The following is a 13,555-nucleotide window of genomic DNA, read 5'->3' as shown; positions in this document are numbered from 1 at the left end:
GAATGTCGCCTTCGATACTATCATTGCAGCATCGATACTTGAAAAAAAATTGAATATGGATCTTTGTTAATCATAAAAGCATTAATCGTTCACTTTCATGCCCCGAACCTTACCCCTTTATCCATTGGAGCTGTACCAACTGAGCACAGCATGAAAGATATCATCATCAAAGGTGCCCGCCAGCACAACCTCAAAAATATCAGCGTGGAGATCCCCCGCGACAAGTTAGTCGTCATAACCGGCGTCTCCGGCTCCGGCAAATCCACGCTCGCGTTCGACACGCTCTATGCGGAGGGCCAGCGCCGGTACGTGGAGTCGCTCTCCTCGTACGCCCGGCAGTTCCTCGGCATCATGCAGAAGCCGGACGTTGACCTTATCGAAGGGCTCTCGCCGGCCATCTCCATCGAGCAGAAGACCACATCGAAAAATCCGCGGAGCACGGTGGGGACGACCACCGAGATCTACGATTACCTCCGTCTCCTCTATGCCCGGATCGGGACGCCGTACTGTCCCGGGCACAATATCCCGATCGCGTCGCAGACCCCCGACCGGATCGCGGACCAGGTTGCAGCGGAATATCCCGGCATGGTCACGGTCCTTGCTCCCATTGTCCGGCAGAAGAAGGGGACGTACCAGCAGCTCCTCCGGGACCTGAACGCGGAAGGATACACGCGGGTACGGCTCAACGGGCAGATCATCCGGACCGATGAGGAGATCAAGCTCGACCGGTACAAGAAGCACGACATCGAGATCGTCATCGACCGGCTCGAATCGTCCGACCGGTCGCGGCTCACGGAAGCGGTGGAGAACGCTCTCAAGAAATCCGGTGGTCTTGTCATCGCTGCCGGAGAGCTGGAGAAGGAGACGCTGTACTCCTCGCTGATGGCCTGCCCGGTCTGCGGCCTCACCTTCGAGGAACTCCAGCCCCGGATGTTCTCGTTCAACAGCCCGTTCGGTGCCTGCGAGGAGTGCCACGGTCTTGGCGTGAAGATGGAGTTCGACCCCGACCTCATCATCCCGGACAAGGAACGGTGCATTGCCGATGGCGCCGTGGCCCCGTACCGCAACCCGATGGACGGCTTCCGCGGGCAGTACCTTGCAACGGTCGCAAAGCACTTCGGCTTTTCCGTGATGACGCCGATTAAGGACCTGACTGAAGAGCAGTATAATGCTCTGATGTACGGTTCGGACGAGAAGATGCACTTCTCGATGAGCGCCCGGAACGGGGATGCCCAGTGGTCGCACAACGGCCAGTGGGAAGGGCTCCTTCCGCAGACTGCCCGGCTCTATGCCCAGACCAAGTCCGAGTGGCGGAAGCGGGAACTCGAAGGCTACATGCGGGTCTTCGAGTGCCCCTCCTGCCATGGGAAACGGCTCAAGGACAAGGTGCTTGCCGTCAGGATCGGCGGCAGGTCCATCATCGATCTCACGGACCTTTCCATCTCCGCCCACCTTGCCGCGCTCCGGGAGATCCGGCTGACCGAGAAGGAAGCCGAGATCTCGCGCCAGATCCTCAAGGAGATCACCAGCCGGCTGTTATTTTTGGAGAAGGTGGGACTCGGGTACCTCACGCTCTCGCGGAACGCGGGGACGCTCTCCGGCGGGGAGGCGCAGCGTATCCGGCTCGCCACCCAGATCGGGGCGAACCTGGTGGGCGTGCTCTACGTCCTGGACGAGCCCTCCATCGGCCTCCACCAGCGGGACAACCACAAGCTGATCGAGACCTTGAAGACGCTCCGCGACATCGGCAACACGCTGATCGTGGTCGAGCACGACGAGGACATGATCCGCTCGGCCGACCACGTCATCGACATGGGGCCCGGGGCCGGGATGCATGGCGGAGCGGTCATTGCCGAAGGGACCCCGAAGCAGATCGAGAAGAACAAGAAGTCCCTGACCGGCCAGTATCTTGCCGGGACAAAACAGATCGATGTGCCGGGGAGCCGGAGAAATGCGGAGAAGTTCCTCACCGTGAAAGGCTGCCGCGAGAACAACTTAAAGAACATCGACGCAAAGTTCCCGATCGGTCTCCTGACGGTCATCACCGGCGTCTCGGGGAGCGGGAAGTCCACGCTCGTGTACGAGACGCTCTACAAGGGGATGATGCAGCGGCTCTACAAGTCGCGCGACCCGGTCGGGAAGCACGACAAGATCCTCTTCGATACGGCAATCGACAAGGTGATCGTCATCGACCAGTCCCCCATCGGCCGCACCCCGCGGAGCAACCCGGCGACCTACACGAAGGTCTTCGACGATATCCGGAGTATTTTTGCCGAAACGAAGGAGGCAAAGATGCGGGGTTATGGGCCGGGACGGTTCTCGTTCAACATCAAAGGCGGGCGGTGCGAGGCCTGCCAGGGCGACGGCCTGATCCGGATCGAGATGAACTTCCTCCCCGACGTCTTCATCGAATGCGAGGAGTGCAAGGGCAAGCGGTACAACCGCGAGACGCTCGAGGTGAAGTACAAGGGCAAATCGATCGCCGATGTCCTGGACATGAGCGTTGAGGAAGCCCTGGCGCTGTTCTCGAACATCCCGTCGATACGGGGAAAGCTGGAGATGCTCTCCCGCGTCGGCCTTGACTACATCAAGCTCGGCCAGAGCTCGACAACGCTCTCGGGAGGCGAGGCGCAGCGGATCAAGCTCACCCGCGAGCTGGCAAAACGGGCCACCGGAAGGACGCTCTACCTGCTGGACGAACCGACTACCGGACTCCACTTCGACGATACAAAGAAGCTGATCAAAGTCCTCGACGATCTCGTGGCCAAGGGGAACACGGTCGTTGTCATCGAGCACAACCTTGACGTGATCAAGTCAGCCGATTATATCATCGACATAGGCCCGGAGGGCGGCGATGCCGGCGGGACGATCGTGGCCGCCGGGACACCGGAAGACGTTTCCGCAGTCCCCGGCAGCTATACCGGGCAGTTCCTTAAAGAGATGCTCGCCCGGACACCCCCGGCCAAATCCTGATAGTCCCCTGCTGCACCAGAGCGGGCGGGACGATCAGGCATGGGCCGGCACCCGGGGATCGATATGGGTTGCCCGTTCATATTTTTCCCGCGCCTCGTCAAACCGGCCGAGCCGGGCGCAGCAGTTCCCCATCTCGAAGAACGCCTTTGCGTACCCGGGCGCGATGATCACCGACTGCCGGAGATATTTCAGCGCCTCGTCATCCCTGCCGCGCTGCGAATAGTCCAGTGCCTTCCGGTACAGGTACTGGGCCTCGATGGGTATTCCCTTTGCATAGATCCATTCCATATGTCCTCTCCCCCGTTGTTCCCGTGTGGAACCCTGGACAAAGAGAACATCATCACCAGCCGGCTATTTAGGGATTTGCGCAGCAGGACTGCACTGCAGATCCCGGTGCAGTGACGGCAGCAGGAGCGTCATGCAGAATCCCCGCCGTGCATCCCTTCCGGATCCCTTCCCCATCCCCAGACCTTAATAATCCCAAAAAGAGACGCTAGTACAGCACATGTTTGATACTGCGACCCTTCCCTCCGCCCCCGGCTGTTACCAGTTCTTCGACAAAGGCGGGACGATTATCTATGTCGGAAAGGCCAAGAACCTGAAGAAGCGGGTGAGCAGTTACTTCCAGAAGAAGGATCATGACCGGAAGACGCAGAGCCTTGTTGCCTCGATTGCCCGCATCAGCGTCGTGGTGACCAACACCGAGACCGAGGCGTTTCTTTTAGAAAACAACCTGATCAAGAAGCACCAGCCGAAGTACAATATCGATCTCAAGGATGCCAAGCGGTACGCGTACATCGAGCTGACCCGCGAACCGTTCCCGCGGATCGGGATTGCCCGCCGTACCGGGGCCGGCGAATCGGTGTATTTCGGTCCGTTCGTCTCGGCAGCCGAGCGCGATGAACTGGTCCGCATTGTCCGGAAGATCTTTTTGATCCGGTCCTGCCGCAGGCTCCCGAAGCGTGCGTGCCTCCGGCACCACCTGAATACCTGCAGCGCACCCTGTGTCGGCGCCATCACGCAGGAGGAGTACCAGCGGCAGGTGGACCGGGCTGCAGAACTGCTGAAAGGGAAGAGCACGGAACTCCTCCACATGCTCCGCGAGGAGATGGCAGGGTATTCCGCACGCGAGGAGTACGAGAAGGCGCTTTCGGTGCGGAACCAGATCGGTGCCGTCACCCGGCTCTCCGAGCGCCAGCATGTCGAGCGGCCGAAGGAGACGGACCAGGACGTAATCGGGTACACGATCTCCGATGATACGGTCTACCTCATGGTCTTCTCGGTGGAAAAGGGCCTGCTCATGGGAAAGCAGGAGTACTCGTTCGACAACCGCGAGGACTTCTTCGAGGAGTTCCTGGTCCAGTATTATGCAGACCGTGTCCCGCCCTCCGAACTGATCCTGTCCCACGAGGTTGACGAGGCCCTTGCCGGGTATCTCTCCGAGCGCAAGGGAAAGGCAGTCCATATCACGGTGCCGAAGATCGGCGAGAAGAAAAAACTGCTCGACCTTGTCCAGAAGAACCTCGAATACGCGTTCCTGAAAAACGAGATGAAGACAAAGGACCTGCAGGCAAGCCTCGGCCTTGCCGATTCGCCCGAGGTTATCGAGTGCTTCGATATCTCCCATCTCTCCGGCACCGCGATGGTCGGGTCGATGGTGCAGTTCAGGAACGGTGTTCCTGACAAGAAGAACTACCGGCGGTTCCAGATAAAAACCGTTGAAGGCATTGACGACTTTGCCTCCATCGCCGAGATCGTGAAACGGCGGTACGACCGGCTGATCCGCGAGGACCGCGAACTCCCCGACCTGATTATCATCGACGGCGGGAAAGGGCAGCTCTCCGCGGCCGGGGAATCCCTTCGCGATCTCGACCTCACCATTCCGGTCATCGCCCTTGCCAAGCAGGAGGAGGACGTATACCTCCCCGGCGAGGTGCTGCCCCGGAAACTCGATCCGAAGGGTATGGCGCTCCACTACCTCCAGGAGATCCGCGACGAGGCGCACCGGTTCGCGATAACGTACAACCGGCTGTTGCGGAAGAAGACGGCAGTGGGCAGTTCCGGCTCCTCCGGCAGCAAACGAAAGAAGAAGAATGGTGCGTGAACGCAACCTGGTGCGGGGAAAGATCCGGACCTTTCCAGAATGCACCACCAGTGGTAACCAATATCGTGGGGGGACCTCATTCGCACCGTTGGTCGGATCTGTGAACAGAGAATTTATCTTCAAAAACTTACAACTGTGTAAATGCTTACAGTAATGAAAGTGTTGTAAGCGGCCAGAGAGATGAAATAGTTAGCGGCGAAGTGTCTGCACTGCTGATGGCATTACGCGCAAATGAGGAGACGTGCATGGGCGAAGTTGCAAGTAAGAGAATCCCTGTTACGGAAGAGATCTGGGAGTCACTTTCCGACCTCAAGAGGCCGGGCCAGACGTACGATGCTCTGTTGGCTGAGATGATTGCATTGAAACAGGAACACGATTTCCTTACCCATATGGAGGAGATCGCGAAGAACGGCAAGTTCGTACGTCTCGATGAGGCGGCAAAAGAACTCAACATTCCGTATGAGGAGTAGTGTGTATGATCATCAGCGATGATTATGCCCACAGTATTGAGGCAATTGAGCAGATCTTTGGAGGAAAGTAGTGATCGTTCACATCGAAAAGGGTGTGATCAAAACCCTCTCAAAGTATCCCGAAAAGATTCGGGTGCAGATCTTCCGCCACATCCAGAAATTGGCGGACCCGTATAGTGCACCCGACGTAGAATGTCTGTCCCCAAAGAAACATATCTGGAGAATGCACGTCGGGCGAAGTTACACCATAATCTTCCTGATTCGCAAAGAATCCGATGCTGTATTTGTGCTTGAAGTCCCGACTATCGAGCAGGCACATAAGAGGTATGGCCGCTACTACTGACAGTCGTAACATCCCACTCTTACTATTCTTAAAGTCTTTATCGCTTGTTGTCGGGATAACCGACGTGACAAAGATACCTGTTCAGCAGTTCACATAACTGATTTGGTATCCTGCATAGTTGAAAATTCTTGAAACAACTTCGAGAACTGGCCTGTACCAAAAACCGAAAAACACTGATAACATCGTCGGAGCAAGGAAATTTGAAGATTTTGATGAAAAAATATGCTCTGTAGAAAACCTGTGTGGAATAGTGTTAGATAAGGATGGAGCCACGGGTGCTCGGGGGCTGTCGACCCTCGCCCGCGAAGAATCCTTCGGATTCTTCTCATCCCCACGGTCTGTCGACCATTCGGACCGTGGAACTTGGTCGTATGCGAACCTTGAAAAACAATGAAAACGGGGGGTCAAGGGGGCTTGCCCTCTTGGGCTGCCTTCGCAGTTTCGAACTGCGAGACGAGTGCGCAGCATCTTCTCCGCCCTCGTGGTTCTGTTGGACCATTCGGACTCCCCCGCTGGGGACCGACCGTGGGGAGGTCGAGATGAATACGGAGCATTCTTTGAGAAGAGAGGGGGTCATACTCGTAATTCCACTGAGTGCGTTGTGAATAGGATTTTTCCAGAGCAAAAAATAAGGTTGTCTTCACCCGTGTGAAAACTGGTTAATACGTATGGCTAAACCTTAATCGTACTGGCGCCAGGTGTGATCGCACTCGGTGCACTTGAAGAACCGCACCTCGCTCTCATCGGCAGCCCGGAGCTGGCGGAGCCACCAGAACGCAAGGTTGTTGCCGCACTTGGGGCACTTGATCTGGGTCGTGGGGAGGGTCTTGATCTTTTCGCCCTCGTCATCGACGATCATGATCTCCTTTTCCACGCGTTCCCGTTTCTTTGTCATATTGTCGGTGGACTCGATCTTCCTGATATAGCCGCACTTGCGGCACTTGAGCTGGCCACCGGAGGATATCATAAGAGACTTGCATTCAGGACAAAACATCGGTATACTATGCGTGATGATACAAGATTAACTCTCGGGTACTCACGGTACTCCCTGTCATGGCAAGGGCAGGATGGAGATGCGGGGGATCGATGGGGGGGATCGTAATAGACAGGTTCGTCCGGCCGGGGTCTGCCCTATGAGAATCCTTTTTTTGGTACTGCGTGGATAATTCTATAATGATCGAGTATCTGGTCCTTCTTTCCTGTGCCGGTTTTCTGGCATTCCTGATACCCGGTCGCCACCGCAGGTATGCCGCCATACTTGGATGGGTCTTCATTGTCCTGACGCTGTTCGCGTCGCTTCCCGAGTATTTCCGGGAGAACAATTTCATGTACCCGCTGGTTGCGGCCATGTCCGTGCCGTTTCTCGCGATCACGGTCAAATACCTCCTGAACAACGATGAGCGTGCGATGCACCTCTCCCGGGCGGCAGCGGTGGCGTTTCTCATCTATGCACCGTTCGGGTTCTCCCAGGTGCCGCTCTTTGCCTGGCTCGGGGACCAGCTCATCTCCCTTGTTGTCTCGCAGGTCCTCTGGATTCTCGATGTCCTCAACTTCACCGTTTCGCTCACCTGCATGAACCCGGTGACCGAACGGGCTCTCGATCCGTCGGCCTGCGCTGAGCTGCTGCGGGACACCATCACCCGGAACGGGTACAGCGTCCAGATCATCCTTGGCTGCACCGGCATCCAGAGCATCGCGATCCTGCTCGGGGTCGCAGCGGCAGTCCCGACAACGCTCCGGCAGAAGCTGTACGCGTTCCTCATCGTTGCACCGACGATCTACATCCTCAACCTGATGCGCAATGCCTTCGTCATCATGGCCTACACGGACCAGTGGTTCCCGTACTGGCCCGAGGTGGCAGGCAACGGCGAGATGGGATACGAGAGTTTCTTCTGGGCGCACAACGTGATCGCCGAACTGCTCGCTCTCGTCATCCTGGTCATGATCGCCTACTGGCTCTTCACGCTTATTCCCAGCCTGGGAAAATTCGCGGATGACCTTTACCAGATGTATACCGGGGAGTTCAGGAAAGCGTTCTGCAAAAGTAAGTAGATCGTAAGCCCGATGCACGGCTGGTGAATCCTCGTTTTTCTCTCTGTCACTACAGGCAATGGGCGTTCTTTCCTGCATTGCCAGACGGGCTCAAGCAGTTCATAAAAACGAGCTCCGTAGAAAACCTATGTGGGTTGGTTTTAGATTGGAATGGAGCCACGGGCGCTCGGGGGGTATCAAAATAGGAATTAGGTACTCTATAGAGCTAAAAAAGGATTGAAGCGATCTCTGAAACCATCACTCAGGAGAGCGTTTTGTAGAGGTACGTGATCCGCTGCAGGGCCGAGAGGTTCGTACAGACCGCGATGATGATGACCGCAGCCCAGATGAACCCGGTGATGCCCCCGATGATCAGGACCAGGAAGGTCTCGGGACGGCCGAAGAACCCGACGCCTTCGAGGGGGTCGTCGATCTTGCCCTCGACTTTTTCCTTGTACCCGATCTCCGCGTACACCACCGGTTTGATGAACGTGTTCATCAGCGACCCGATGATAGCAAGCGTTACAACCCCGAAGTCGGCAACAGGGGAAACCGCGACGAACTGGCTGATGATGGTAATCCCGGAGAGCCCGATGCCCAGGAGGGCGAGCGCGTCCACGTACTTGTCGACAATCCAGTCGAAGACAGCGCCAAAGTTCGTGTGGGCGCCGGTCTTCCGGGCAACACTGCCATCGATGAGGTCGAATACTGCCGAAAGGAAGAGAGCGAGAGCGCCCAGCAGGAACTCGCGCTGGAAGAAGAGATATGCACAGAGAATGCCGGCGGCAAGCGAAAGGAGCGATATCTGGTTGGGCGTGATTTTCAGCCGCACAAAGAGATCTGCGACCGGCTCCAGGTACCCGATGAACCGGGGCCGGAGTGCAGTAATATTCATACCGGAAATCATGGGAGGAGGAACCATTAAAAGTTGCTTATGCGAGGCCTTCCTCTTGTCCCCACGCAGGTACCGATGGCCGCCATCGCCACGTTATTTATATTGGCCGCCCAATTATTCCGGAGAAAAGAGGAAAGTTATGATCGATCCTACCGACCGTCCGCACGTTCTGATGATGTCAGAGATAACGGCCGACGGCAAACTCACGCTCAAGAAAGGGGCATCCTCAAAGATCCTGATGAAATACATGTCCCACGAGACCGAGATCCTGCTCCACACCACACGGGCAGAATACGATGCGATCATGGTCGGGGCCAATACCATCCGGATCGACAACTCGTTCCTTACTGTACGGTACGTTACGGGGAAGAGCCCGCTCCGGGTCATCCCCTGCAGCATGGGCGACATCCCCCTGGACGCCAACGTGCTGGGCCCCGATGCCCCGACCGTCATCGCGGTTGCGGAGGCAGCGCCGCAGGACCGCGTGGACGCTATCAAAAAGAAAGGTGTCAATGTGGTTGTGGCCGGCAAAAAGCATGTCGAGCTCCCGCTGCTGATGAAGATCCTGCGCGAGAAGTTTGGCGTGAAGAAACTCATGATCGAGGGCGGGCCGACCCTGAACTGGCACATGCTCCACGACAGGCTCGTGGACGAGATCCGGCTTATCCACCTCCCCTTCATCGTTGGGGGCTCCGACACCCCTTCGCTTGTCGGGGGCATGCACATCAATGACGAGAACGAGATGATCCGGCTCACCCTGAAGAACTACTACCTGTGCGGCACCAACCTCGTCTCGGAATTCGATGTGCTGTACGGGCGTGAATAACAGAGGGATCATGGACGAACACCCTGTCGATGGATCCCCCTCGCCCGCCCCTGCAGTCACGGCCGTACCGGAAATCCGGGTGGAAAAGGCGGCACCCGCCTCGCGGAAGCGTCAGGGCAGCCTCATGTGGCTTGCCGTCCTCATTGCCGGCATCCTTCTCGTGCTCGCGGTCCTTGTCGCAGTCTATGTCCTGACGGACACGGACACCCGCGGGGTGACCGTCATCCGGATAGAAGGATCGCTTGCGACGAGCGATATCTCCGATGGGAATATTGCCGGGAGCGAAGCAATCGGTTCGCAGCTCCGCGAGGCGGCGGACGATCCCCTGGTCGAAGCCATCGTGCTCCGGGTGAACAGCCCGGGCGGAACCCCGTCGTCAGCGCAGGAGATCATCCGCGACCTTGAGTACGCGAAGAGCAAAAAACCGGTGGTTGTTTCCATGGGAGACATTGCTACGTCCGCCGCCTACTATATCAGCGCCCATGCCGACCGGATCTATGCCAATCCCGACACCTTCACGGCCGGTGTTGGCGTTATCTGGGAATTCTCCGATGTCAGTTCCTGGATGGAGAACGAGGGGTACAACCTGAGCGTGTACAAGTCCGGCAGCAAGAAGGACATGGGCTCAACGGCACGGTCCCTTACCGAGGAGGAGCAGGCCTATGCAAAGAAGGTTGTCGAGGACAGTTTCGAGACATTCATCAGCGATGTCACGACCCAGCGGGCGATCAACCGTGCCGATATCGAGGACGGGCGGGTCATACGGGGTGCTGAAGCCGTCAGGATGAACATCGTGGACGAGCTCGGGAACCTCAATGACGCCATCGAGGGCGCAAAGCGGCTTGCCGCGTCCCGGCGTTAGACCATCCGCACGGGATCAGCTTTCATGTACTCGCGGCAGACCGTTGTCGCGTAATGGCCGGGCGGGAGCGTGAACTTCAGCGTCACGTCCGTCTCCCCGGTGGAATACTCAATCTCTGTTTTGAGCGAGATGGGGCGGAACGCCCCCTCAAACTTCGTGCCGACAAAGCGCGAGGCCCGGGCAAAGTCATCCGGCGTGATATTCTTCTCCGCAAGAAGTCCGTCCATGACCGGTTCCTTAAGAACCGGGCCGCTGCTGTTTCCGCGACCGGGCATGAAGAGGGCGATGCTGCACCGGCCGCGCCGGATATGGAGGGCGGCGGCCGCGGCGTTTGTGGCGGTTACCGTATCTGTCCGGCCATTGGCAAAGACCAGGTGGTCGCCCGGCACCGGTTCCGTGAGTGCGACCCCGTCGTCGAACCTCCGGCTCAGGGCACAGTTGAAGATGTACGACTGGAATGCAGAGACGAACATGGAGAGGAGCTTGGGCGGGAGCTCGCGGAGGGCCCCGGCATAGTCGCCCGGGTTATTGTGGAGATGCTGGAGCATGGCCCGTTCGTAATTCATCTGGACGGGAAGGTTGCGGAGCGCCGGTGCCGGGTCGCGGGTTTCGAGAAACGCGGTGCGGACGGCCCGGACGTCTTCGTTCTCAGAAGGGAACGGGAGGCCGATGTACGTGAGGACCGCCTGCTCGTAGTTGTCCCGCAATATCCATTCGCCGACCGCGTGGGTGACCGGGCGGATCGCGCCGAAACGCTGGAGTCCGAAAAAGTTGGGGACAGCTTCGCGGACAGTCCCGGTTATCGCCTCTACCCGCCCGGCAAGGTCATTCGGATCGGTGTCCCGGATCACCAGCGCAAACCGGTTCCCTTCCAGCTGGCCGAGGGCGAGGGCCTCGTTGGCATTCCGCAGCGGTTCAAGGACAATGTCTTTGAGCTGCACGCCCCGCACCTGTTCTTCGGTAACGTCATAGATCGAGATCCATTGTGTTGTTATCGCGTTCCGGTCCTTGGTACCGGCCCACCCGATCCGGCGGTGGCTGATCCCGAGCCGTTTTGCGATCTCCCTGACCGCGTGCTGGAGTTCCCAGTTGGTCTTGGTCAGCCGGCAGATGAGGTATGGGCCTGCAGTGCCGCCCTTTCCCTCGATCGGGATCTCCTCCACGATAAAGTCCGAGGGACTGGAGCGGAGCCTGCCGCCGATCCCGTCGCCATCGCTGGCATACCAGCGCATCCCGAGCTCGCGTTCGAGGGGGAAGGTGCTCTCTCTCATAACAGGGTGAGCGTTCCGGTAATCCGGTCAAGGTCCTCGCTCTTTGCCGGACCAAGGCCGAGCGCCGTGATCGTGCCCGGCGGGATTTCGGTCATGCCGGCGTCCTGGATCAGGGATGTCGAGATGCCGTTCCGCTCGGCAAGCACCTTCAGCTCGTACAGGGTCCGCTCATCGTTTGCCTTCAGGACGACCTTCTTCTGCCCCTCGGAGAGCCATGCCTTCTGGAGCGCCTTGTCCGCGGCATTGTAGGCACCGATGGCGGCATGGCCGGCCTGGGCACACCGCTTGCCGCAGCTCATCTTGACATCGTTCCTGATGATCAGGCACTGCTTGTACCGGAATTCGGGCTCTTTAACCATTGGCGTATACTTGGTTCTGGCACGTCAAATAAGTATAGCAGGAAGGCAAACGATCGATAACCATGACCCCCTCTGCCATGCCGGTGAAAGAGCACTACGACCGTTTCCTGGCCGGGCAGTATGCCTGGATGGCCGGGGGTTTCGACAGTAACCTGGAACGGAACCGCAGGTTTTTCGTTCAGGCGGGCATTGTCCCCCGCTCTACCGGTACCGCCATAGACCTTGGGGCGGGCTGCGGTTTTGCGGCAATTCCCCTTGCGGAAGCGGGATTCCGGGTTACGGCCGTGGATTTCTGCCGGCCGCTCCTCCGGGAGCTGGTGCACCGTGCCCCGGGTATCGCCACCGTTGAAGGGGATATCCTTGATTTCCCGCTCTGGGCCGGCAGGGACCCGGAACTCATCGTCTGCATGGGCGACACGCTGGCGCACCTGCCGGGTGCCGGTTCTGTCCGGGACCTGCTCCGGCAGTGTTATACGGAACTCGTGCCGGGCGGGAAGTTTGTTCTCACGCTCCGGGATTATACTCCGGGAGAGATAGGGGAGACTGTTGTCCTTCCGGTACGCCGGGATGCAGATCGAATCTTCCTGTGCAGGCTGGAGTACGATGAAAAGTGTGTCGGCGTGACTGACATTGTCTACTCGCACCAGTCCGGAACGTGGGAGAGAAGTGCAAGTTCGTACGAGAAGATCCGGATCACACTAGCGTTTCTGCTCCGTGAACTGGAACATGCAGGCCTGCGGATAGATGAGCATATGGCAGGCGAAGGGTTGATTGCGATAATCGCGGAAAAGATCCGGGCGTGAATGAGGCGAGCATTTTTCCCTCTGTCCCGCCTACATCCGGTGAAAACCCATGGCCGGCGACACTCCTGTGCACCGTGAGACGAACACGTTTGACGGCAAGGCTGCAACCTGGGATGACAAACCCCGGAGAGCGAAGCTCGCCCGGGATGCTTGCGGTTCTTGAGGAGAAGGTCAGATCGCAGCATCTCATCAATGTAACAACCCGGTGCATCGACCTGGAACACGGCGACCGGTTGGAGGGACAGTATGATCTGGTGATGAGCAGCATGACGGTTCACCACATACGGGATGTGCGCCCAATCCTTGAGATCCTTCTCCGGGTGCTGAAACGCGGCGGCACCCTTGCCATCGCGGACCTTGACTGCGATAACGGGAAGTTTCATGACACTCCGGAGGGGGTGTTCCATAACGGATTTGACCGGTGCATGATGAAAACCCATTTCGAAGCAGCGGGGCTCGCCCATGTCCGTAACCGGACTGCCGCCATCGTGCAGAAAGAGTCACCTTCCGGGGAGATCCGGCCGTTCACGGTCTTTCTCATGACCGGCAGAAAGGAGCAGGAACAATAGCATCGCAAACTACCCCGATCACTGGGTTTATGGAGATCCACCCGGAATA

14 protein-coding genes are annotated in these 13,555 nt (G+C 58.1%); 9 read left to right on the top strand and 5 right to left on the bottom strand.

Annotation, left to right across the window (positions count from 1 at the left end; genetic code table 11):
• Positions 1 to 150: 150 nt before the first annotated feature.
• A complete protein-coding gene (uvrA, locus tag METFOR_RS11190) occupies positions 151 to 2,973 on the top strand; it encodes an excinuclease ABC subunit UvrA (protein ID WP_015286256.1) in 2,823 nt (940 codons plus the stop codon).
• Positions 2,974 to 3,006: 33 nt separating this feature from the next.
• Here the strand turns inward: uvrA and METFOR_RS11185 are convergent, their stop codons facing one another.
• A complete protein-coding gene (locus tag METFOR_RS11185; protein WP_015286255.1) occupies positions 3,007 to 3,261 on the bottom strand; it encodes a tetratricopeptide repeat protein in 255 nt (84 codons plus the stop codon).
• 217 nt (positions 3,262 to 3,478) lie between these two features.
• On the opposite strand from METFOR_RS11185, the gene uvrC reads away from it, so the two are divergent.
• The 3 genes from uvrC (at position 3,479) to METFOR_RS11170 (ending at position 5,890) form a co-directional block, all read left to right on the top strand.
• Entirely contained in the window at positions 3,479 to 5,077 is a 1,599-nt protein-coding gene (gene uvrC / locus METFOR_RS11180) for an excinuclease ABC subunit UvrC (protein ID WP_015286254.1), read from the top strand.
• 245 nt (positions 5,078 to 5,322) lie between these two features.
• Complete coding sequence (locus tag METFOR_RS11175) at positions 5,323 to 5,547, top strand: hypothetical protein (protein ID WP_015286253.1); 225 nt, start codon at positions 5,323 to 5,325, stop codon at positions 5,545 to 5,547.
• Between the two features lie 70 nt (positions 5,548 to 5,617).
• Positions 5,618 to 5,890 (top strand): type II toxin-antitoxin system RelE family toxin, encoded by a 273-nt coding sequence (locus METFOR_RS11170; RefSeq protein WP_015286252.1) that lies wholly within the window; start codon positions 5,618 to 5,620, stop codon positions 5,888 to 5,890.
• A gap of 679 nt (positions 5,891 to 6,569) precedes the next feature.
• On the opposite strand, the gene METFOR_RS11165 is transcribed toward METFOR_RS11170, so the two are convergent.
• The gene (locus METFOR_RS11165; RefSeq protein ID WP_015286251.1) at positions 6,570 to 6,884 is read right to left on the bottom strand and encodes a transcription factor S; all 315 of its coding nucleotides are present in this window, start codon (positions 6,882 to 6,884) and stop codon (positions 6,570 to 6,572) included.
• A 179-nt stretch (positions 6,885 to 7,063) separates the two neighbouring features.
• On the opposite strand from METFOR_RS11165, the gene artA reads away from it, so the two are divergent.
• Positions 7,064 to 7,942, top strand: a complete 879-nt coding sequence (gene artA / locus METFOR_RS11160) for an archaeosortase A (protein ID WP_015286250.1) — start codon at positions 7,064 to 7,066, stop codon at positions 7,940 to 7,942.
• 241 nt (positions 7,943 to 8,183) lie between these two features.
• On the opposite strand, the gene METFOR_RS11155 is transcribed toward artA, so the two are convergent.
• Positions 8,184 to 8,816, bottom strand: coding sequence for a CDP-alcohol phosphatidyltransferase family protein (locus tag METFOR_RS11155; RefSeq protein WP_048110951.1), 633 nt, complete (start codon positions 8,814 to 8,816; stop codon positions 8,184 to 8,186).
• A gap of 139 nt (positions 8,817 to 8,955) precedes the next feature.
• Between METFOR_RS11155 and METFOR_RS11150 the strand changes: the two genes are divergently transcribed.
• Together METFOR_RS11150 and sppA are read left to right on the top strand one after the other, a co-directional pair.
• Positions 8,956 to 9,642, top strand: a complete 687-nt coding sequence (locus METFOR_RS11150; protein WP_015286248.1) for a dihydrofolate reductase family protein — start codon at positions 8,956 to 8,958, stop codon at positions 9,640 to 9,642.
• A gap of 10 nt (positions 9,643 to 9,652) precedes the next feature.
• Complete coding sequence (gene sppA, locus METFOR_RS11145) at positions 9,653 to 10,504, top strand: signal peptide peptidase SppA (protein ID WP_233504399.1); 852 nt, start codon at positions 9,653 to 9,655, stop codon at positions 10,502 to 10,504.
• Here sppA and truD read toward each other — a convergent pair.
• Entirely contained in the window at positions 10,501 to 11,775 is a 1,275-nt protein-coding gene (truD, locus tag METFOR_RS11140; RefSeq protein WP_015286246.1) for a tRNA pseudouridine(13) synthase TruD, read from the bottom strand. The genes sppA and truD overlap by 4 nt on opposite strands.
• Positions 11,772 to 12,134 (bottom strand): peptidyl-tRNA hydrolase Pth2, encoded by a 363-nt coding sequence (gene pth2 / locus METFOR_RS11135; protein ID WP_015286245.1) that lies wholly within the window; start codon positions 12,132 to 12,134, stop codon positions 11,772 to 11,774. Before pth2 ends, truD begins: the two co-directional genes overlap by 4 nt.
• Positions 12,135 to 12,196: 62 nt before the next feature.
• On the opposite strand from pth2, the gene METFOR_RS11130 reads away from it, so the two are divergent.
• Both METFOR_RS11130 and METFOR_RS11125 read left to right on the top strand, forming a co-directional pair.
• Entirely contained in the window at positions 12,197 to 12,937 is a 741-nt protein-coding gene (locus tag METFOR_RS11130) for a class I SAM-dependent methyltransferase (protein ID WP_015286244.1), read from the top strand.
• Positions 12,938 to 13,050: 113 nt separating this feature from the next.
• The gene (locus METFOR_RS11125; protein WP_083883433.1) at positions 13,051 to 13,506 is read left to right on the top strand and encodes a class I SAM-dependent methyltransferase; all 456 of its coding nucleotides are present in this window, start codon (positions 13,051 to 13,053) and stop codon (positions 13,504 to 13,506) included.
• The last annotated feature ends 49 nt before the right edge of the window (positions 13,507 to 13,555 follow it).

Origin of the sequence: Methanoregula formicica SMSP (assembly GCF_000327485.1) — an archaeon.
In the GTDB taxonomy this organism is placed as follows: Archaea; Halobacteriota; Methanomicrobia; order Methanomicrobiales; family Methanospirillaceae; genus Methanoregula; species Methanoregula formicica.
This window is presented reverse-complemented; position numbering and strand designations above follow the sequence as displayed.